This window comes from bacterium, assembly GCA_031082185.1.
GTDB lineage: Bacteria > Sysuimicrobiota > Sysuimicrobiia > Sysuimicrobiales > Humicultoraceae > VGFA01.
Window position 1 is genome coordinate 1 of sequence record JAVHLI010000012.1, and the last position, 19,275, is coordinate 19,275.

Below are 19,275 nucleotides of genomic sequence, written 5' to 3' on the forward strand. Positions count from 1 at the left end.
GTCGAACACCAACATCATAGGCCAAGGGAAGTGCTACCCTGGGCTTGACAGTCTCTAGAAGATCACCGAGATTGCCCAGGAAGGGCGCCCGGGCTATACTAAGAGGTAGCAGTTCAATAGCGATCCTCTGGGGGAGCTCGGGCGAGCCGGGCTGAGAGTGCGACCTCCCGCACGTGGCGCTGTCGCAGACCCCAAACACCCGATCCAGATAATGCTGGCGTGGGGAAGTAGGGCAGGAAGCCGTGGCCGCCAGCCCTGGATAGGGAAGGCGGCCGCGCGGTTTGTGCGGGCGGTTCTCGCGGGGGTGCAGGATGTCGGGTGGGATTGTCGCCATAGCAGTGGTCATCGCAGCGGCGCTGGGTTTCGCGCTCGCCGGCATCGTCCACGCGCGCATCGCCCATGCACGCACTCAGCGCCTCTCGGTGGAGGACTACATCAGCGCCCGGTACTCGACCGGCACGAGCGCAACGACGGCGACGCTCGTGGCCTCGGCGATGGGCGCATGGATTCTCTACAGCCCTGCTGAGGCAGGTACCTGGGGCGGTCTGACGGCGCTGATCGGCTACGGCCTCGGGAGCGCGGCGCCGATGCTGGCGCTCATCCCGCTGGGGAGGCGGATGCGGGCGTTGGTGCCCAACGGGCACTCCCTGACCGAGTTCGTGTGGGTGCGGTACGGAAGAGGAATGTACGCCCTGATCCTGGGGGTAATGCTCTTCTACATGTTCGTATTCCTGGCCGCCGAGACAACCGGGATCGCGCTGGCGGTGAGGCTGGTGGCGCAGGCGCCGCTTCCGTTGACCGCGGCTCTGATCGGCCTGGCCACCGTTGCGTACACTGCCTACGGCGGGCTGCCGTCCACCATCTTCACCGACCGGATTCAGGCCGCGGTGATCATACCGCTGCTCGTGGTGGCCGTCGCGGGCGTGGTAGTGGCGATGGGCGGCGGCGGAGCCGTGATCGAGCAGGTGCGCAGCGGCGCGCCCGCGCTGCTCTCGCTGGGGCACCGCCCGGGCATCGAGGCCGCGGTAACATTCGTGATCGCGATCCTGGCCGCCAACCTCTTCCACCAGGGCTACTGGCAGCGGGTCTACATCGCCAGGGACGGCCGGGTCCTGCGCCGCTCGCTCCTTGCCGCAGCGGCCGTGGTGGTGCCGATCGTCGTGCTGCCCGGGATGCTGGGCATCGTCGCCGTGGCCGGAGGCCGCGCAGAAGTGCCGTCGGTCGCGTTCTTCAACCTAATGCTGGGCGTGGCGCCGGCCTGGTTGGTGCTCACCGTCCTGGTGCTGGCCGTGGCGCTGGCGATGAGCAGCATTGACACGCTGCTCAATGGGCTGGCCGCCGTGTTCACCTCGGACCTGGCTAGGCTGCGCCCGGCCGGAGGAGACAGGAGGCTCCTGCGCTGGTCGCGCCTGTTCACCGTTGCGCTGGCCGTAGCGGCGATCGCGGTGGCCTCGCGCGGGTACAGCGTCCTCTACCTGTTCCTGGTGGCGGACCTGGTCTGCGCCGCGGCGATGGTGCCGGTCTTCGCGGGCCTGTACGCGCCGCGCTTCTCTGGGGCGGCGGCGATGGTCAGCACGCTGGCCGGTCTGGCCGCCGGCGTCGCGTTCTTCCCGGACCCAGGGTTCACGCGCGGCCACCTGCTGACCTCGTTTGCGCTTGCCGCGTTCGTGCCGGCGGTGATCACGGCTGCGCTGGCTTCTACCGGCCGGCCGTTCGACTTGGAGCGGCTGCGGACGCTGGTGCGGCCGCTTGCCGGGCCGTCCGGCGCCGAGATCGCAGTCCGGCCCGATCCATGACAGGATAGACGAAGGAGGGAAAGAGGTGTCCACACGCAAGCTGGTTCTCGCCGCCTTCTTCGCGGCGCTGCCCGTGGTGCTCTCGTTCGTGCCCGGGTCCATCCCCGTGGCCGGCGCCAAGCTGCTGCCCTGGCAACACATGACCAATGCGATCGCCGGGGTCCTGCTAGGGCCCTGGTATGCCGCGCTTGCCGCCACCGTCGCCGCGATCTTGCGCAACCAGTTTGGCGTCGGCACTCTGCTGGCGTTTCCGGGAGGCATCCCCGGCGCGCTGGTCGTAGGGTTCGCCCACATGCTCTGGCGCCGGTCCTGGGTCGGCCTGCTCGAACCGGTCGGAACCGTGGTGGTCGGAGCCACGGTTGGCGCCTTGCTGGTGGCGCCGTCCCTTATGGAGAAGGCCATCCCGCTGGGGACGCTCGCCTACCTGTTCCTGGCGAGCAGCATTCCGGGCGCGATCCTCGGGGTTGTGATCCTGCGGGCCCTGGAGCGCGCAGGCGTGGCCGCGCTGGCCGGGAGGTCGTCGGGATAGCGATGGCACACCTGGGCGACCACGCCGCCGTGCTCCTGGCAGCCGTGCGCGAGCAGCGTCCGCTGGTGCACCACCTGGCCAACTTCGTCACGATGCAGGCGGTGGCCAGCGCCACGCGGGCGGTGGGCGCTCTGCCGGTGATGGCGATGGCAGGAGATGACGCGGAAGAAGTGGCTGCTGCCGCGGATGCGTTGGTGCTGAACCTGGGGACACCCACGCCGGAGCGCCTTGAGGTGATGTTTGCCGCGGGGCGCGTGGCGACGGTGCGGGGCATTCCCATAGTGCTGGATCCCGTGGGCGCAGGCGCGACGCGCTACCGCACGGTCGCAGCCGGCCGCCTGCTCGATAAGTTGCGGGTGACCGTGGTGCGCGCCAACCCCGGTGAGGCCGCCGCGCTCCTGGGCCGGAGTGGGTTCGTCCGCGGGGTGGAATCCGTGGGTGCTGGGGAATCTGTGGCGGGGTCGGCGGTGGAATCGGCGGGCGCGGGTGACGCGGCCGCCCTGGCCTCAACGCTTGCCCGCGAGCGCGGCTGCGTCGCGGCGGTGAGCGGTGCGTGTGACCACGTCGCCGACGCCGACCGCGTCCTTGTGGTCGAGAACGGGCACCCTTGGCTGGCCGTAATCCCGGGGGCCGGGTGCATGGTCACCGGTGTGATCGGGGCTTTCTGCGCGGCCGCCCGCTCCGTGGCGGACGGCGCAGGATCTCTGCTGGCTGCCGCGTCGGCGCTGGTGTGCTTCGGCGTGGCGGCAGAGATCGCCGCGGGCCACGCGCGCGGCCCGGGCACGCTGGCCCCGGCGCTGCTGGACGCGCTCTACCATCTGACCCCTGAGCAACTGCGGCAGGCGGCGCGGGTGAGGGAGATCTGATGCGATTCGATCCGATGCGTTTCGATCCGAGCGTGTACGTGATAGCCGATCGCGCCTTCGGCCGTTGCCGCCCGCTGGAGGACCTCGTCACCGCGGCCGTGGCCGGCGGCGCGACCATGGTTCAACTGCGCGAGAAGAAGTGGTCTGCCGGAAGGGTGGTTGAGGCCGGGCGCCGGCTACTCGAGATCACGCGCAGGGCCGGCGTGCCGCTGATCGTAAACGACCGCGCCGACATCGCGCTGGCCGTCGGCGCCGACGGTGTGCACCTGGGGCCGGACGATCTGCCGGTGGGTGACGCGCGCCTCCTGCTCGGGCCGGAGAAGATCATCGGCGCCTCAGCAGCAACGGTCGAGGAGGCGCTGGCGGCGCAGGCCGAGGGCGCCAATTACGTTGGGGTGGGCAGCGTCTTCCCGACCGGTTCCAAGCCCGACGCCGGCCAGGCAATAGGGATCGAGCCCCTGACCCGGATCAAGGCCGCGGTGGGGATCGCGGTGGTGGCGATCGGCGGGATAACCCATGCAAATGCCGCCCTGGCGGTCCGCGCGGGCGCCGACGGGGTTGCGGTGATCTCGGCGGTGATCGGCGCGGACGACGTGGCCGGTGCAACGCGCCGCCTGATGGAGGCCGTGCGTGCCGCCCGGGGGTAGCCCGCGCGTCGCCGACCTGGGCGAGCTGGCGCTGTTGGATCGCATCGCCGCGCGTGTCGCGTGTGCCGGTCCGCATCCTCGCGACGTTGTGCTGGGCATCGGCGACGACACCGCCGCGTTGCGGTGGATGCCCGGCGCGCTGGTTCTGGCGACCACCGATGCACTGGTCGAGGGAGTGCACTTCCGGCGCGCCACCAGCGCATCGGCCGACATCGGCTGGAAGGCGCTGGCCATCAACGCCAGCGACATCGCGGCGATGGGCGGGATTCCCAGATACGCGGTGATCTCGCTCATGCTGCCCGGCGATCTGGACGCCGCCTGGGTGGATGGGTTGTACGACGGACTGCTGGAGATGGCAGGGGAGGCGGGCGTTGCCATCGTCGGCGGCAACCTGGCGCAGGCGTCGGTGATCGTGGTTGACGTGACGCTGCTGGGTGAGGTCGCGCCCGACCGGCTGGTGCGCCGCACCGGCGCGCGACCCGGCGACCTGCTGGCGGTTACGGGTACGCTGGGCAGGGCGGCTGCCGGGTTGGTCATGCTGGAGTCGCGCGGCGGCACGCCGGGCGGACCGCCCGGTGGACCCGGGGCCGCGCCGGACAATCCTGCGCTCGGCCGACTCCTGGCCGCGCAGCGCCGTCCCAGGCCGCGGTTGCGTGAGGGTGTCGCCCTGGCAGAGACCGGCGCGGTGCGGGCCATGATTGACATCTCCGATGGCCTGCTGCTCGACCTCTGGCGGATGTGCGAGGCCGGTGATCTGGGAGTGCGTCTGGATGCTGGGCGGGTGCCGGTGGATCCCGGCGTCGCCGCAGTCGTGGCCATAGCCACAGGTGGCGTTGGGGAGGGATCCCGCCCCACGCTCGACCTGGCGCTTGCCGGAGGCGAGGATTACGAACTCCTCTTCGCGGTGGCGCTGGAGGACGCCGACCGGGTGCTGCACGGCCTGGTCGAGGAGACCGGCACGCCCGCGACGTTGATCGGCGAGTTCACCGGGCGCGGCACGAGCCGCACCATTGTTGATGAGGACGGGCAGGTGCGGTCGCTGGATCCCGGCGGCTGGACGCACTTCAAGGAGGACCTCCTATGACATCTCCGCTGATGACAGTTCCGCGCGCGATGACCATAGCCGGCTCCGACTCGGGCGGGGGCGCAGGCATCCAGGCCGACCTGAAGACCTTCACGGTGCTCGGCGTCTTCGGCACATCGGCGATCACCGCGCTGACCGCTCAGAACACGACGGGTGTGACCGGAGTTGTGGAGATGGCGCCGGAGTTCGTGGTTCAGCAGATAGACGCGATCATGAGCGACATCGGTACAGATGCCGCCAAGACCGGGATGCTCTCGAACGCCGCGATCATCGAGGCGGTGGCGGGCGCGGTGCGGCGGTGGGGCCTAACGCGCTTGGTTGTGGACCCGGTGATGATCTCCAAGAGCGGCGCGCCGCTGCTGCGGCCCGAGGCAACGGAGGCCCTGCGCAATCTACTGCTCCCGCTGTCAATGGTGGTGACGCCCAACCTGCACGAAGCAGGCGTGCTGGTCGGCCGGCCTGTCTGTACCATTGCTGAGATGGAGGAGGCCGCGCGCGCGATCGGCGCGATGGGGCCCAGGTACGTTGTGATTAAGGGAGGGCACCTGGAAGACAGCGACCGGTCCGTGGACCTGCTGTACGACGGCGCGGAGTTTCATCAGTTCGCCGCGCCCAGGGCGGCCACGCGACACACCCACGGCACCGGGTGTGTTTTCTCCGCGGCCATCGCCGCCTGTCTGGCGAAAGGACTGGCTGTGCCAGAGGCGGTGGCCCGGGCCAAGGAAGTCATCACCGCCGCGATCACGGCCGGCCTACCGATCGGAAGAGGACATGGGCCTGCCGATCCGGCTGCGGCGCTGCGGCGGCCTCCGAGCGCTACCGCTCACCCGCCGGACCCCGTGTAGTCCCGAAAGCCAACCCTCGGCCAGGGGACCTCTGGTCACCGCTGTTTCGAAACTCCCTGGCGGCCGGCGTGATGCGTGGTCTCGGGCCTGGTTGGCATCGGATCAGGAGGACCGAGCCTTCGGGTCACCGAACCGTTGGCGCGATAGGCTGCGACGGCCGTCTGTGTCTGGGGCGTTAGGCAGTTCCGTCCATTTGTAGTTCGACAGACAAGGGAGTGCAAAGTTGGGGGTTCCTGATTTCCAATCGCTGATGCTTCCGCTCCTCCGGGTGGCTGCGGACGGCAAGGAGCACTCGCTTGCGGAGGCGCGAGATCTGCTCTCTGAGGAGTTCGAACTCAGCTCGGCGGATCGCGACGAGTTACTGCCCAGCGGTCGGCAATCCCGTTTCGGCAACCGCGTGGCCTGGGCAAAAGTCTATCTCCAACAGGCTGGCCTTCTGCTTTTACCACGGCGCGGTCACTTTCAGATTTCCGATCGTGGGCGAGAGATTCTCAAGACTCCTCCAGAGCGGATAGACATTAAGTTCCTTGAGCGGTACCCGGAGTTCGCCGAGTTTCGCACCAGGAGGGGTGAGGGTGGAAAAGAGTCGCAGGCACCTCCGACTGAGACGGATCTCGAGACGCCGGAGGAAGCCCTCGAAACGGCCCACCTGAAGACGAGAGCCGGTCTGGTGTCCGAAGTCTTGGGGCGAGTGAAGGCAGGCTCCGACAAGTTCTTCGAGCGGCTCGTCGTGGAATTGCTGCTTAGGATGGGCTACGGTAGCTCGCGCAGCGACGCCGGTCAGGCCGTCGGCAAGCCCGGCGACGAAGGGATCGACGGCATCATCAGCCAGGACAGGCTGGGCTTGGAGGTCGTCTACCTGCAGGCAAAGAGGTGGGATGGCACCGTTGGGCGCCCGGAGATCCAGAAGTTCGTGGGTGCGCTGCACGGGAAGCGCGCGAAGAAGGGCGTGTTCATCACGACGGGTGCCTTCACTGCGGACGCGGCTGCCTATGTTGAGCATATCGATCCGAAGGTGGTTCTCATTGACGGTCGACGTCTCGCCGAGCTTATGATCGACTTCGATGTCGGCGTCACTACGGCCCGGACCTACCACGTGAAGCGAGTCGATTCAGACTACTTTGATGAGGGGTAGGCTGTCGAACAACGCGCTGCACCGGACTGCTCGCTACGCTCGCAGCCAGTGAGCGCGAACGCTAGCCAAACGGCGACAGGGTTGCCGTATACTGAAGAGGATTACGAAGGAGACTCAGGGGATGGCCGGAACAGCGATTCTCAAAGGCGTCAGGTTCATCGTGGACGACAAGGGTGAGACGACCGGGGTCGTCATCGACCTCAAGGACAACGCCGAGCTCTGGGAAGACATCTACGACAGGGCGGTCGCACGCCGGCGGGTGAGGGAGCCGCGTGTATCCCTCCAGGCGGTCAAAGCCAGGCTACGCAGACTCGGTAAGCTCCCCAAGTGATGGTTGAGTACGCCGTCACCTTCGCACTGTCGGCGCGCCGAGAGCTTGAGGGATTCCCCCGGTCAGTTGTCACGAGGGTCGTGACGCGAATCGAGTCTTTGGGGATATCACCTCGGCCCGCGGGCTGTCGCAAGCTCCAGAGCCGGGGCGCACTCTACCGCATCCGAATTGGTGACTACCGTGTCATCTACAGCGTTGATGACGAGAAGCGCGTCGTGGATGTCGTGGCGGTCCGCCACCGCAGCGACGCGTATCGGTAAGGGTCGGCGGTTAACATGCCGATATACCTGCCGGCGTGCGCGGGGGCAAACGGGAAGCGTGGCGAACTGAAATGCGCCCGCCGCAGCTGAGCCCGAGTCGTTAGACAGCGTAAAGCCGGGGAGATGCCGAGCGTGGCTAACTAGGCGTGTACTCACACGGGATGCCCACGGTTCTCCGGTTCGGGGCATATCGCATGTTCTTCTACTCGGCGGATCGCGGGGAGCCGCTTCACATCCACGTGGAACGAGAAGCGAAGCGGGCAGAAGTTCTGGTTGAACCCTATTAGTCTGCACGAAAGTGGCAGGTTCAGCCGGTCCGAGATCAACCGGTTGCGGGTGCTGATCGAGAGGCGCGAGCAGCGGTTGCTGGGAGGATGGCATGAGTTCTTCGGTGACTGGGGTCCGCCCCGCTCAGGCCCAGGCGGTTCGTATCACGGGCGATGACCTGGTGGTGGATCTCATGGATGGCCGAACTGTTACTGTCCCTCTCCTATGGTACCCGCGGCTAGCCCACGGCAACCATGCGGAGCGGCGTAAATGGCGCTTGATCGGGCGAGGAGAGGGTATTCACTGGCCGGACCTTGACGAAGACATCGCTGTCGAAGACCTCCTTGCCGGGCGTCCGTCCGGTGAGTCCCAGGACTCGTTGCAGCGCTGGTTGAAGTCCAGGGGTTCGCTGGCTAACAAGCGCACGCAGCCAACGCGTGAGAGGCGCCGTGCCCAGACGAGGCGGGGCACGGCGCGCGGCTGATCCTCATGTCGTTGGGCAGGCCCACAGCAACTGAACGACGCCGACTCTCGCGTACGACCGAACACCCCACCGTCCCGACGCCGGATTCGAGCGCTGCCACCTCGTGACGCCTCGCCACGGTCTGGGTTGACCGGGCGAGGTTCGGGTGCTGAGGCGTGTCTACCGCTTGGAGTCAGGCCGACTCCTGCGCCCTTTCGTTGTTGCCCCGAGCTGGCGGCGCATCTGTGAGTTAGGTACTCCTCTGGCTGATCGAAGGTGTGCGCGCGAGCGCTCGATGATGGCGAGAAACGCCGGGTGGGTGCTGAGCGCCAGCGTTTCCCTGTCGACGCCGGAGATCGCCAGCAGTGCCGCGACCGGTTTGCCTCCACGGGTCAGGATCACGGGTTCCTTCCGGACCCCCCGCGCGTAGTCCCTGAGAGGAGCAGTCGCCAGCGTCATTTCGAGAGTCTTCACAGCAGAATGGCCTCCTCACCAACATAGAGCACATTCCGTCTCTTCACCCCGATCGCCAGGATGAAGACGACCGCGTCGGGGGAGTGCTGCACATCATAGTATACCCTGAGATTACCAACCCTGAGTGCCCAGGGGGCGAGTGGGTTCGGCCGCATCCGCCTGCGATTCCCGGTTTCCACCGTGGGGTGCTGCGCGAGCTGACCGGCGGCGACATCGAGGATGGTCGCCCGCTGCCGGGCATTCAGGATTCGCAGATGCTTCACCGCGTCCGGCGAGTACTCAACGCGATACGTCAAGCCGCCCCCCCCCACAGTCAATCGGGCCGGAGCAGCCGAGATTGCGGCTATCGATCCGCACTGGGCTGATCCCAGCCCGCGCCGCCCGATGGAGGTCGCGCGTGCCGCCTGGGGATAGCACGTGCGTCTTTCACCTGGTCGAGGGTATGCACTTCCGGCGCGCTACTAGCGCAGCGGCCGACATCGGGACCACGACATGCCCGCAAGGGGATATCCCATTTGGGACAGATCCAGCATCCGGGGTGGTACTCCAACCTATGCGCTCATCCGGAAGCGGAACTTTCTCGACCGGGTCACACAGGGAAGTACCTTGCGCATAAGGCAACTGGCGCAGAGAAGGACCGCACCGGCGGGCGCAACATCCCGATCATGGTCTTGACGCCCAAAGGGTAGCGATCCGCCGGTTTGCCGCACACAACGACGTTACGTCGGACCCGCTGCGGTCCTGGGATTCCTTCGCGGGTCTGAGGCCGATAGACTTGTGGCGCGGGCAGGTTGCTCTCATCAAGGTCGTTGTCGCCAAGGAGATCCTCATGAAGCCCAAACCACATTTCGCACATCCAGTGCACGAACTGATTCAGAAACGCTGGAGCCCGCGCGCATTCTCTTCACAGCCGGTTGAACAGGAGAAGGTCATGACGCTTCTCGAGGCGGCGCGCTGGGCCGCATCGTCCGCCAATGAGCAACCGTGGCGCTTCATTTATGCCACCAAAGAACAAGCTGAGCGCTACGGCGAGCTGTTTGAATGTCTGAATGAAGGCAACCAAGTGTGGGCAAAGGCCGCACCGGTGTTGATCATGACGCTGGTCAAGACGCAGCTCGAGCGCAACAACAAGCCAAACAGGTGGGCTCTTCACGATCTGGGACTGGCCATCGGCAACCTCACCACCCAAGCATCAGCGCTCGATCTGTACGTGCACAGCATGGGCGGGTTCTCAGTGGAGAAGGCGAGGCAGCTGTTCAACCTCCCATCCGAAATCGAACCCGCGACCATGATTGCGGTTGGCTACCTTGGCGATCCGGATCAACTGCCAGCGGGACTCAAGGAACGCGAAATGGCCGAGCAGCAACGGAACGCGCTCGACGAGTTGATTCTGAGGTGAGTGTCCGCAATGGTGTCGAGACCCCGCTCTGCCGTTGCGGCGCTTGACGCTTAGCGCAACGCGTTATATCCTCTTGTTGTGATCAAATCCATCAGGGGGCGAGAGACAGAGAGGGTGTTTCGCCGCGAGTTCTCTCGACGGCTCCCTGCTGAGATTCAGCAGATCGCGTACCGGAAGCTGCGAATGCTCAACAACGCGCATGCACTATCCGACCTCCGCGCCCCCCCGTCCAACCGTCAAGAGAAATTGAAAGGCGACCGGGAAGACCGATACAGCATCCGCATCAATGACCGCTGGCGGATCTGCTTTGAGTGGAGAGAGAGCGATGCACATGAAGTGGAGATCGTCGATTATCATTAGGAGAGGAGCGCAAGAATGAAGGCGCAGAGGTTGAACCCTGTCCATCCTGGCGAGGTGCTCATGGAGGAGTTCCTCAGGCCAATGGTCCTGAGCCAGAATCGCTTGGCGCTCGCGGTCGGGGTGCATCCGCGCCGGATCAACGAGATAGTTCTGAAGAAGAGGGGCATCTCGGCGGATACGGCGCTGAGGCTTGCACGGTTCTTCGGAACGACAGCCGAGTTCTGGCTGGGGCTACAGAAGGACTATGAGCTGGATGTGGCGATGGATGAGATCGGCAGTCGCCTTGACCGAGAAGTCCGGACGTATGCGTCGCTCCAGCGCACGTGAATTGGCGATAGCTAACCCGGACAGAGGCCTGGGACGGCCCAGCGCTCCCCTCCGTCGGTGTCCACGGGCGCGAGTCCGCATCGGGCGACAGCCCGCGCCGCGGCCCTACCTACCAGCCGCGGACTCCATCCGAACATCGCCGCGATGTCGCCCTCCGAGGCCGCCCCGACAATCCTGACGTACCGTTCCAGCACCGCCGCCGCCGCGTCCTCCGACGCCATGCTCCCCGCCGCTTCCACTACCTCCGGCATCCACCTGTGGAAGGCGTCCCAGATGAAGGCGTACCCGCCCCGGCCTTCCACCTCGGCCGCCTTCACGATGAGGAAGCGCTCCTGGAGATCGTCCAGCGCCCTGTGAAACCGGGCCCCGCTCTCTCCCCGCGCCACGAACCTGCGGCGCAGCATCCATGTGGAAACCGGTCCCTCTGCCGAGATCGCCTCGCACAGGGTCTTGGCCAGCAGGCTGAGCCGGCCTTCGCGGTATGCCTGCAGGTGGTCGTCTGGCTCGCCCGTGTTGCCGGAGAGGGCATAGAACGCCGGCAACATCTCCAGTGAGATGTATGAAGGCTTGCGGCGGATGGCCTTGCCGTAGTAGGCTCTCCTGCCGGTGGCCAGTTCGTCCTTCCAGCGCCATGCCCAGGACCACATGCGGTCGGTGCTGCGCGTGGCCAACACGTCAAATAGCCCGGGCAGGCCGCCCGGCCCGCCGGTGAAGGCGAAGCAGAAACCCAGGTCGTTGATGAAGCGCAGCGCGCCCCGACGGTCGCGGACACGGTGGGGGCGCAGGACGGCGCGCCGGTGGCGGGCGATGGCCGCGGGACTGATGGCAGGCATCTCCTGCGGGATACGCGATCGCGGCACTCGGCTCCTGGTCCCGGCAGGGGAGCGCGCGGCCGCGGGCGAAAGTAGGACGGCCCCGCGCCTCTGGTTCGCCCCGGGCCGCTCATCGGTGAGGAGTGACAGGATGCACGACGTGCACGCGACAACGCTGCCCAACGGACTGCAGGTGTTCATCCAGGAGTCGCACGCGGCACCCGTGGCCACGTTCTGGATCTGGTACCGGGTGGGCAGCCGCAACGAGCCCTCCGGCTACACCGGTATCTCGCACTGGGTCGAGCACATGCTCTTCAAGGGGACGCCGGCGCATCCGTCGGGAACGCTGACACGGCTCATAGACCGGCTGGGAGGCCGTTGGAACGCCTTCACCTGGAAGGACTACACCGCGTACTTCGAGGTGATGCCGGTTGAGCACATTGGGGTTGCCGTGCGCCTGGAGGCCGACCGGATGCAGAACACGATCTTCGATCCCGAGGTGGTTGCCGGCGAGCGGACGGTGATCATCTCGGAGAGGGAGGGCGCCGAGAACTACCCGGCCTACTACCTGCGCGAGGAGGTGGAGGCGCTGGCGTTCAAGGTGCACCCTTACCGCCAGCCGGTCATCGGCTGGAAGGGCGACCTGCGCGCCATCACCCGTGACGATCTCTACCACCACTACCGTACCTACTACCGCCCGTCGAACGCCATTGCCGTGGCCGTGGGGGATTTCGACCCCGCGCAGATGGCCGTCCTCATAGCGGAGGCCTTTGGGCCCGTCGCGCCGGGCGGTCCGATCCCCGCGGTGCGCGCGGAGGAGCCCGAGCAGGAGGGCGAGCGCCGCGTGGTCCTGCGGCGGCCGGGCGGCGCCACGGCCCTGCTGCAGATGGCTTTCCACGTGCCGCGGGCCGGGCATCCGGACGTGCCGGCACTCCTGGTTCTGGATGGTTTCCTCTCCGGTTTCAAGGGCGTGGTCCCGTTCGACGGCGGCACCGGCGGCCGCAGCAGCCGCCTGTACCGGGCTCTTGTGGACGGCGGCCTGGCCACCGAGGTCGGATCAGGGCTCACGCCGAGCGTAGACCCCACGCTGTTCCGAATCGGCGCCACGGCGCGCAGCGGCGTGGCGGCAGGCGCGCTCGAGGCGGCGGTGAACCGAGAGATCGCGCGGCTGCACGATGAACCCGCAGACGGCGCCGAGCTGGCCAGGGTCAAGCGTCAGGCACAGGCCCAGTTCGTGTACCTGCGCGATGGGGTCTTCCGCCGCGCGATGGCGCTGGGTATGTTTGAGGCGGTGGAATGGCCGCAGACGACCCAATCTCTGATTGAGAGCGTGGAGGGGATCTCTTCAGTGGACGTAACGCGGGTCGCGCGCACCTACCTTTCCGACCGACGGCGCACGGTGGGGCACTACATTCCCGAAGACGGCCCCGAAGGCGGCGCGGCGGAGGTGGTCTCATGACCCCGCCCATCACCGCCGGCCGGGTGGTGCGAACGGTGCTGCCCAATGGGCTGACCTGCCTGGTCATGCCTTCCCCGGACTCGGGCGCCGTGGCGATGCACGGATTCGTGAAGGCCGGCGCGGTCTTTGACCGGGACCGGCCGGGGCTGGCCAGGTTCGTCGGCTCGACGCTGATGCGCGGAACCCTCCGGCGCAGCGGACCGCAACTTGCCGAGGACCTGGACGCGATCGGCGCAGGCCTGGCGGTCGCGCCGGGACTTGAAATCGTGATTCTATCGGGCAAGGCCCTGGCAGACGATGCGCCGGCACTCCTGGACGCCGCCGCCGAGGTGCTGGCCGAGCCCGCCTTTCCCGACGATGAGGTTGAGCGGGTGCGCGGAGAGCTCATCACCTCGGCCAGGGTGAACTCGCTGGACACACGGGCGACCTCCGAGCGCGTCTTTCGCCGGATTGCCTATCCCACCGGGCATCCGCACAGCCACAACCCCGACGGCGACGAAGCCGTCCTGGCGTCGCTGATCCCGGATGATCTGCGGGCGTTTCACTCGGAGCAGGTGCGCCCGGAGGCGGCCGCCGTGGTGGTGGTCGGTGATGTGGATCCCGGCCGCTTGACCGACCTTATGGCCGCTTCGTTCGGGAGGTGGTCTGCCCGCGGGGCATGGGTGATCCCCGGCTTCCCGGCACCGTCCTCACCCGGTGGTATCCGGCGCGAAGAGTCGGTGCTGCCAGGCAAGAGCCAGGCCGATCTCGTTCTGGGTACGCACGGGATCGCCCGCACCGACCCCGACTACTACGCGGTGATGCTGGCCAATCTGCTGCTGGGGCAGTTGGGAATGATGGGGCGGATCGGCGAGAATGTCCGCGAGCGGCAGGGGATGGCCTACTACGCCTACAGCGATCTACGCGCCGGCCTGCTCGCGGGTCCCTGGTGGGTGCGCGCAGGCGTCCATCCATCCAACCTGGACCGCGCGATCGCCGCGATCACACACGAGATCGAGCTACTGCAGCGGGACGGCCCTACCGGCGACGAACTGGCTGATGCCAGGACCTACCTGGTCGGCTCCCTGGCCGTTCGCCTTGAGACCAACCAGGGGATCGCTCAGACGCTGGCGGACATTGAGCTGTTTGGGCTGGGCCTGGACTACATCGAACGGTATCCACAGATCATCGCTGGCATCAGCAGGGAGGCCATCGTGGAAGCGATCCGGCGATTCCCCACAGAGGGCTACGCGCTGGCGATCGCCGGACCAAAGCGAGAGGGGTGATTAGCATCTTGGGACCTGTGGCCATCCTCGGCGGTACGGGCGATCTGGGCCGCGGCCTTGCGGCGCGCCTGGGTACAGCCGGACGTGAGGTTGTGATCGGCTCACGGGACGCCGGCCGCGCGCACGAGGCCGCCGCGCGGCTCGGGCTTCCTAGCGTGCGCGGGGCAGCGAACGCCGATGCGGTAGGTGCGGCGGAGATCGTCGTGCTGGCGATCCCCCTTGAGGGTCATGCCGCGTTTGTCGAGGGGTTCGCAGGACCGCTGTCCGGGAAGATCGTCGTGGACGCCACTGTGCCCCTGGGCCCCGGGTTCACATTTGTGCCGCCTCCGGCAGGATCGGCCGCGGCCGAGACCCAGGACCTGGCGCCGTGCGCGCGCGTGGTGGCGGCATTTCACACCCTCTCGGCGCGCCTGCTCGCCGACCTGACCCGGCCGCTGGACCAAGATGTCCTGGTGTGCGGGGACGACCCCGATGCCCGCGCCGAGGTGCTCGCACTGGCGACCGCCATCGGCGCCCGCGGGGTGGATGCCGGGGGGCTCGCCGCCGCTGCTACGATCGAGGGCATGGCCGTGCTTCTCATCGGCCTGAACGTGCGCTACAAGCGGCGCCACCTGGGCTTCCGCATCGCGCATCTGCCGCCGGACGCCCGGCCCCGATGAAGGCGCTGCTTGCCTGGGCGCCGGAGCCGTTTCCCGAGATCCGTCCCGGAGACGACCTCGGAGCAGCAATCATCGCGGTGTTGCGGGGTGCCGGTCTGGACCCCCAGGACGGAGATGTCGTTGTGGTGGCCCACAAGGTCGTCTCGAAAGCCGAAGGGAGTGTCGTGGACCTGCGCACGGTCGTTCCGAGTCCGGATGCGGTCGCACTGGCAACGGACACCGGCAAGGATCCGCGGTTGGTTGAGGTGATCCTGCGCGAGTCGAGGGCGATCAGGCGCGTCCGCCCAGGGTTGATTATCGCCGAGCACCGGCTGGGCTTCGTCTGCGCCAACGCCGGTGTGGACCACTCGAACGTGGGGCTCGGCGACGATGTGATGGCCGTTCTGCCCGCCGATCCCGATGCCTCGGCAGAAGGCCTCCGCTCCCGCCTGCGCGAGTCCTTTGGCGCGGAGGTGGGCGTGATCATCAACGACAGCCACGGCCGGCCGTTCCGCCAGGGCACGACAGGCGCCGCGATCGGCGCAGCAGGGCTCCGGGTGCTCCGCTCTTACATCGGCGAGGAAGACCGGTACGGTTACGTGCTGCGGGTGTCGGTGGAGGCCGTGGCCGACGAGCTCGCGGCGATGGCCAACCTCCTGCAGGGCCAGGCCGCGGAAGGAACGCCGCTGGTGCTCATCCGCGGAGTGGAGCATCCCGGGAGCGAGCGCGCCGCTGACCTGGTCCGCGGCGAGGCGGAAGACCTCTTCAGGTAGATGGGTCTTCGCCAACGGGGTCGCTGCCGTAGCGTATACTCTCTGTGAGAAGCGGGGTGCGGCGATGATCGTTATTGCGACCGGTGTCTCAGGCAGCGGAAGGCTCTCGGAAGCGGGCGGAGGGCCCGGTCACGTCGTGCGCATGATCGAGGAGGGTGCTGCGCGCATCAAGCAGGAGCAGCGCGAGGGCAGGTGGACCTCCCCCATCAAGCGGCTGCGCTACATCGACATGGGACGGCTGATGCTGGATCGGGCCCGCGATCTCGGCATGGTCGTGCGCACCGAGACGATCCTCGACATGGCGCCTGAGGCGCTCCACGAGCTGCGGGCCATCGCGTTCACAGAGGTTGTCAACGACCCGACGCTGTGGGAGCCGGACCAGTGCACCATCCTGGTTACCCACGCCTGTTTCTGGTGGAAGGGCCGCCTGATCCCAGGGCTCGACACCCACTACCTCAAGCTGCTGTTCGACGAGACCCGCCGCCGCACGCCCAGCCCGGAGGCGGCCGCCGTGCAGGAGCCGCTGCCCGGCCTGCGCCTGTCGCCGCCGGTCCAGCCGGAAGGCATCTTTTACGTGACGCAGGTGGACAGCGTCTACCAGATACAACGACGGCTCGAGGAGAGCGAACAGTGGCGCGGGCGCCTCAGACCCGGGGAGATCATCGCCTGGCAGGAACAGGAAGTGTTCATCTCCAAGATGCTCGCGGCCTACGAGCGGGTGCCGCACTTCCTGATAGCGCACGACGAGCCGACACAGACCTTCTTCGATCTCATCTGCTTTAAAAGACCTAGGGTCTACCTAGGCTATCCCATCACCAACCTGCGCCGGGAAGGGCAGGCGCAGTTGATAGAGATGGCGCGCGAGTTTGGGCAGCGGCTGCGCGAACACTTCGTGGTCTTCGACCCCCTCTCGGTCAAGGACGAGGAGGCAGCCGCGTTCTCCACGATCGGCGACGAGGAGTTCGAGCAGCAGTTCTCGGCCGAGCAGCGCGCCGAGATCCTGGCGTGGGCCGGATCGCTGGAGGCAGTGCGATCGTGGGGGAGGACGCTGGACGATCACACGCGGCTGCAGCTCGCGCGCGCCACGGTGGTTCGTGATCTTCGCCTGATTGATCAGTCGGACATGAACGTGGTGTTCTACCCTACCAGCCAGATGTCGTTTGGGGTTCTCTCGGAGATGATCCACGCGCACACGACAGGCAAGAAGGTCTACATCCTCTACCCCCACAAGAGCATGTCCCCGTTCATGGAGTTCTACGCGACCGGGGTGCGGACGCCGGCGCCGGGGGAGGCCGACCCCGCAACCCCGGACGAGATCGCCGCGTTCATGCACCGCGCAGGCGACGCGCTCCTAGCGGAACTGACGGCAGTGGGAAGCTAGCGGCTCCGGCTCCGGACCGGGTACTACGATGCCTGCCAACCTCACGCCCGACTACCGCGCCGCCGACCGGAAGTTCAAGGAGGCCACCACTCCTCAGCAGAAGATGGCCGCGCTGGAGGAGATGCTTTCGACGATCCCCAAGCACAAGGGCACCGAGAAGATGCAGGCCGATCTCAAACGCCGCATCGCCAAGTTCCGCAGCGAATCCCAGCGCAAGAAAGGTGCGACCCGCAGCCGCCAGCTTTACCAGATCGAGCGCGAGGGCGCCGGGCAGATTGTGCTGATAGGCGCGCCTAACTCGGGCAAGTCTTCGCTTCTGGCCGCGCTGACCAACGCCGTTCCGGACATAGCCGCCTACCCATTCACGACCCGGGGGCCCCAGGCCGGGATGGCGGTCTTCGAGAACGTGCAGATACAGTTGGTGGACCTGCCGCCGGTGAGCGAGGAGTTCGCGGAGGGATGGCTGTTCGGCCTCATCCGCGGTGCGGACGGCGCGCTCGTGCTCGCGGACCTGGCAGACCAGGACCTTCCGGCCTCCACCGAGCAGGTCCTGGCGCTGCTGGCCGCCGCGACCATCACCTTGATCCCACCCGGCACCTCCGGTGCGGCCAACGAGGTGCCGGCGCTGTTCGTCGCGACCAAGCTCGATGCCCCCGGCGCCGCGGAGGTCCTCGAGGTGTTCCGGGAGTTCTACGGCGGTCGTCTTCCAGTGCTGCCCGTTTCAGCCGAGCAGGACGTCAACCTGGCGGAACTGCGCCTGACGATGTTTTCGATGCTGGGCATCATCAGGGTGTACAGTAAGAAGCCGGGCAAGAAGCCCGACCTGGAAGTCCCCTATGTCCTGCGGCGAGGCACTACGGTAATCGAGGCCGCGGCGGTGGTCCACAAGGACTTCGCCCAGGGCCTGCGCTTCGCTCGCCTGTGGCGCAAAGGACACCTGGACGGGCAGATGATCGGACGCGAACATCCCCTGGAAGACGGCGACGTCCTGGAGCTACACGCCTAGGGCCGCGGATCAGGGAATCGCGGAGCGGACCCGCTGGATCAGCACCAGGATCATACCGGCAGAGAGCCCGATCATTGCCAGGGAAGCTCCTCCCATGAGCATCCCGGCGGCCATGAACACCGCGTCCCGGTTGAGGAGTCCCATCCCGATCAGCATCACCGAGAAGGCCGGCGCCGTGTTCAGGAAGGGCAGCGGGCTCAGGAGTAGTAACCCCATCAGGAACACCATGGCACCGGCCAGCCGGAGAACAACCCCCTCGCGGAGCCAGAGGCCCCTTGGTCTCGAGAGTCGCTCCGCGGCGCGTATCAGCGGGACCCCCCTACGGCGCAGCATCTCGGTAGTCTTCCGACTGAGCACCCAATCCCTGAATCGGTGAGGCAGCCAGGGGTGTCGGGAGCCGGACAGCATCTGTACGGCGAACGCCGCATAGATCGGGCCGACGATCGTGGAAGACCCGGGCGGCAGGATCGGAATCAACATCGGCAGGCCGAGCACGAACAGAAGAACCCCAAAGCCCCGCTCGGCGGTCCGGTCCACCAGCTCTCCCAGGTGCAGGGGATGCGTCCCCGCACTTTCGAGTATCGCTTCAAGAACCGTTGAGAGAGGGGTCTCTATCTTGTTATCGTTCAATCCCATGGCACCCACGCATCCGATGGCTGCCACAATAGTACGGCGCGCCCCGGAGGTTCCCTCCATTGGGCGCGCCCGGTCGGTAAAATTGCGGCTCTACGGAGAGCTCGCCGGCCCTACTATGAACGCACCGGTCATGCCCTGTGCCGCGTGAGCGAACAGACTGCAGATGTACGCGAACGATCCGCGCCCCTTGGCCACGAACTCGACCTCGGCCCGCTTGCCGGCATCTACGAAGATACGCTTGCGGCCCTCGCTGACGCTCTCGCGGCCGTCCCCGCGGATGGTCAGGGGGATGTCGAGCAGGTAGGCCGCGGCCAGATCGTGCGCGCGTCCGGACTGGTCGGCGTTGATGAGCCGCAGGACGACGGTGTCGCCTTCCTGAAACCGGATCAGGTTCGGCTCGAACTTGAACGATGTCATCGTGATCTCAACGACCTTGCGCGTTGCCTGCGCGGGTGCCGCGGTCGGCACCAACAGCATCGCCACAATCACCAGCAGACCAAGCAACCGCAACCTGCGTATCAT

Annotated in this window: 25 protein-coding genes and 1 riboswitch; of the genes, 20 read left to right on the forward strand and 5 right to left on the reverse strand. The window is 66.9% G+C overall.

Annotation, left to right across the window (positions count from 1 at the left end; genetic code table 11):
- Window positions 1–119: 119 nt before the first annotated feature.
- Window positions 120–243: riboswitch (TPP riboswitch) on the forward strand.
- 68 nt (window positions 244–311) lie between these two features.
- The 11 genes from RDU83_10915 to RDU83_10965 all read left to right on the forward strand — a co-directional run bounded on the left by RDU83_10915 (window position 312) and on the right by RDU83_10965 (window position 8,244).
- On the forward strand, window positions 312–1,796 hold the full coding sequence (locus tag RDU83_10915; protein MDQ7841520.1) for a sodium:solute symporter: 1,485 nt from the start codon (window positions 312–314) through the stop codon (window positions 1,794–1,796).
- A gap of 25 nt (window positions 1,797–1,821) precedes the next feature.
- Window positions 1,822–2,325, forward strand: a complete 504-nt coding sequence (gene thiW, locus RDU83_10920; GenBank protein MDQ7841521.1) for an energy coupling factor transporter S component ThiW — start codon at window positions 1,822–1,824, stop codon at window positions 2,323–2,325.
- Between the two features lie 2 nt (window positions 2,326–2,327).
- A complete protein-coding gene (gene thiM / locus RDU83_10925; protein ID MDQ7841522.1) occupies window positions 2,328–3,191 on the forward strand; it encodes a hydroxyethylthiazole kinase in 864 nt (287 codons plus the stop codon).
- A complete protein-coding gene (gene thiE, locus RDU83_10930; protein MDQ7841523.1) occupies window positions 3,191–3,838 on the forward strand; it encodes a thiamine phosphate synthase in 648 nt (215 codons plus the stop codon). The genes thiM and thiE overlap by 1 nt, the downstream gene beginning before the upstream one ends.
- A complete protein-coding gene (gene thiL, locus RDU83_10935; GenBank protein MDQ7841524.1) occupies window positions 3,822–4,922 on the forward strand; it encodes a thiamine-phosphate kinase in 1,101 nt (366 codons plus the stop codon). Before thiE ends, thiL begins: the two co-directional genes overlap by 17 nt.
- Window positions 4,919–5,767, forward strand: a complete 849-nt coding sequence (gene thiD / locus RDU83_10940) for a bifunctional hydroxymethylpyrimidine kinase/phosphomethylpyrimidine kinase (protein ID MDQ7841525.1) — start codon at window positions 4,919–4,921, stop codon at window positions 5,765–5,767. The genes thiL and thiD overlap by 4 nt, the downstream gene beginning before the upstream one ends.
- Window positions 5,768–5,990: 223 nt before the next feature.
- Entirely contained in the window at window positions 5,991–6,902 is a 912-nt protein-coding gene (locus RDU83_10945; protein MDQ7841526.1) for a restriction endonuclease, read from the forward strand.
- Between the two features lie 121 nt (window positions 6,903–7,023).
- Window positions 7,024–7,233 carry a hypothetical protein gene (locus RDU83_10950; protein ID MDQ7841527.1) on the forward strand — a complete coding sequence of 70 codons (210 nt, stop codon included), beginning with the start codon at window positions 7,024–7,026 and terminating at the stop codon, window positions 7,231–7,233.
- Window positions 7,233–7,493 (forward strand): type II toxin-antitoxin system RelE/ParE family toxin, encoded by a 261-nt coding sequence (locus tag RDU83_10955; GenBank protein MDQ7841528.1) that lies wholly within the window; start codon window positions 7,233–7,235, stop codon window positions 7,491–7,493. The genes RDU83_10950 and RDU83_10955 overlap by 1 nt, the downstream gene beginning before the upstream one ends.
- A gap of 194 nt (window positions 7,494–7,687) precedes the next feature.
- Entirely contained in the window at window positions 7,688–7,780 is a 93-nt protein-coding gene (locus RDU83_10960) for a hypothetical protein (GenBank protein MDQ7841529.1), read from the forward strand.
- Between the two features lie 92 nt (window positions 7,781–7,872).
- Entirely contained in the window at window positions 7,873–8,244 is a 372-nt protein-coding gene (locus tag RDU83_10965; GenBank protein MDQ7841530.1) for a DUF2442 domain-containing protein, read from the forward strand.
- A 159-nt stretch (window positions 8,245–8,403) separates the two neighbouring features.
- Here RDU83_10965 and RDU83_10970 read toward each other — a convergent pair whose 3' ends face one another.
- Both RDU83_10970 and RDU83_10975 read right to left on the reverse strand, forming a co-directional pair.
- Complete coding sequence (locus RDU83_10970; protein ID MDQ7841531.1) at window positions 8,404–8,697, reverse strand: hypothetical protein; 294 nt, start codon at window positions 8,695–8,697, stop codon at window positions 8,404–8,406.
- Window positions 8,694–8,993 carry a type II toxin-antitoxin system RelE/ParE family toxin gene (locus RDU83_10975; GenBank protein MDQ7841532.1) on the reverse strand — a complete coding sequence of 100 codons (300 nt, stop codon included), beginning with the start codon at window positions 8,991–8,993 and terminating at the stop codon, window positions 8,694–8,696. Before RDU83_10975 ends, RDU83_10970 begins: the two co-directional genes overlap by 4 nt.
- Window positions 8,994–9,472: 479 nt before the next feature.
- Between RDU83_10975 and RDU83_10980 the strand changes: the two genes are divergently transcribed.
- The 3 genes from RDU83_10980 to RDU83_10990 all read left to right on the forward strand — a co-directional run bounded on the left by RDU83_10980 (window position 9,473) and on the right by RDU83_10990 (window position 10,783).
- Window positions 9,473–10,096 carry a nitroreductase family protein gene (locus RDU83_10980; protein ID MDQ7841533.1) on the forward strand — a complete coding sequence of 208 codons (624 nt, stop codon included), beginning with the start codon at window positions 9,473–9,475 and terminating at the stop codon, window positions 10,094–10,096.
- Window positions 10,097–10,174: 78 nt separating this feature from the next.
- Window positions 10,175–10,456: a type II toxin-antitoxin system RelE/ParE family toxin gene (locus RDU83_10985; protein ID MDQ7841534.1), complete on the forward strand. Its 282-nt coding sequence runs from the start codon at window positions 10,175–10,177 to the stop codon at window positions 10,454–10,456.
- A 15-nt stretch (window positions 10,457–10,471) separates the two neighbouring features.
- A complete protein-coding gene (locus RDU83_10990) occupies window positions 10,472–10,783 on the forward strand; it encodes a HigA family addiction module antitoxin (GenBank protein ID MDQ7841535.1) in 312 nt (103 codons plus the stop codon).
- A gap of 11 nt (window positions 10,784–10,794) precedes the next feature.
- Here RDU83_10990 and RDU83_10995 read toward each other — a convergent pair whose 3' ends face one another.
- Window positions 10,795–11,643 (reverse strand): crosslink repair DNA glycosylase YcaQ family protein, encoded by an 849-nt coding sequence (locus RDU83_10995; GenBank protein MDQ7841536.1) that lies wholly within the window; start codon window positions 11,641–11,643, stop codon window positions 10,795–10,797.
- A gap of 103 nt (window positions 11,644–11,746) precedes the next feature.
- Between RDU83_10995 and RDU83_11000 the strand changes: the two genes are divergently transcribed.
- The 6 genes from RDU83_11000 (at window position 11,747) to RDU83_11025 (ending at window position 18,117) form a co-directional block, all read left to right on the forward strand.
- Entirely contained in the window at window positions 11,747–13,054 is a 1,308-nt protein-coding gene (locus tag RDU83_11000; GenBank protein MDQ7841537.1) for a pitrilysin family protein, read from the forward strand.
- A complete protein-coding gene (locus tag RDU83_11005; protein MDQ7841538.1) occupies window positions 13,051–14,319 on the forward strand; it encodes a pitrilysin family protein in 1,269 nt (422 codons plus the stop codon). Before RDU83_11000 ends, RDU83_11005 begins: the two co-directional genes overlap by 4 nt.
- Window positions 14,316–14,978, forward strand: a complete 663-nt coding sequence (gene npdG, locus RDU83_11010) for an NADPH-dependent F420 reductase (protein MDQ7841539.1) — start codon at window positions 14,316–14,318, stop codon at window positions 14,976–14,978. Before RDU83_11005 ends, npdG begins: the two co-directional genes overlap by 4 nt.
- Window positions 14,975–15,730: a coenzyme F420-0:L-glutamate ligase gene (gene cofE, locus RDU83_11015; GenBank protein MDQ7841540.1), complete on the forward strand. Its 756-nt coding sequence runs from the start codon at window positions 14,975–14,977 to the stop codon at window positions 15,728–15,730. Before npdG ends, cofE begins: the two co-directional genes overlap by 4 nt.
- Window positions 15,731–15,794: 64 nt before the next feature.
- Window positions 15,795–17,111, forward strand: a complete 1,317-nt coding sequence (locus tag RDU83_11020; protein ID MDQ7841541.1) for a hypothetical protein — start codon at window positions 15,795–15,797, stop codon at window positions 17,109–17,111.
- A 28-nt stretch (window positions 17,112–17,139) separates the two neighbouring features.
- Window positions 17,140–18,117 carry a GTPase gene (locus RDU83_11025; GenBank protein ID MDQ7841542.1) on the forward strand — a complete coding sequence of 326 codons (978 nt, stop codon included), beginning with the start codon at window positions 17,140–17,142 and terminating at the stop codon, window positions 18,115–18,117.
- Window positions 18,118–18,126: 9 nt separating this feature from the next.
- On the opposite strand, the gene RDU83_11030 is transcribed toward RDU83_11025, so the two are convergent.
- Window positions 18,127–18,753 (reverse strand): exopolysaccharide biosynthesis protein, encoded by a 627-nt coding sequence (locus RDU83_11030; GenBank protein MDQ7841543.1) that lies wholly within the window; start codon window positions 18,751–18,753, stop codon window positions 18,127–18,129.
- Between the two features lie 90 nt (window positions 18,754–18,843).
- On the reverse strand, window positions 18,844–19,275 hold the full coding sequence (locus tag RDU83_11035) for a cupredoxin domain-containing protein (GenBank protein ID MDQ7841544.1): 432 nt from the start codon (window positions 19,273–19,275) through the stop codon (window positions 18,844–18,846).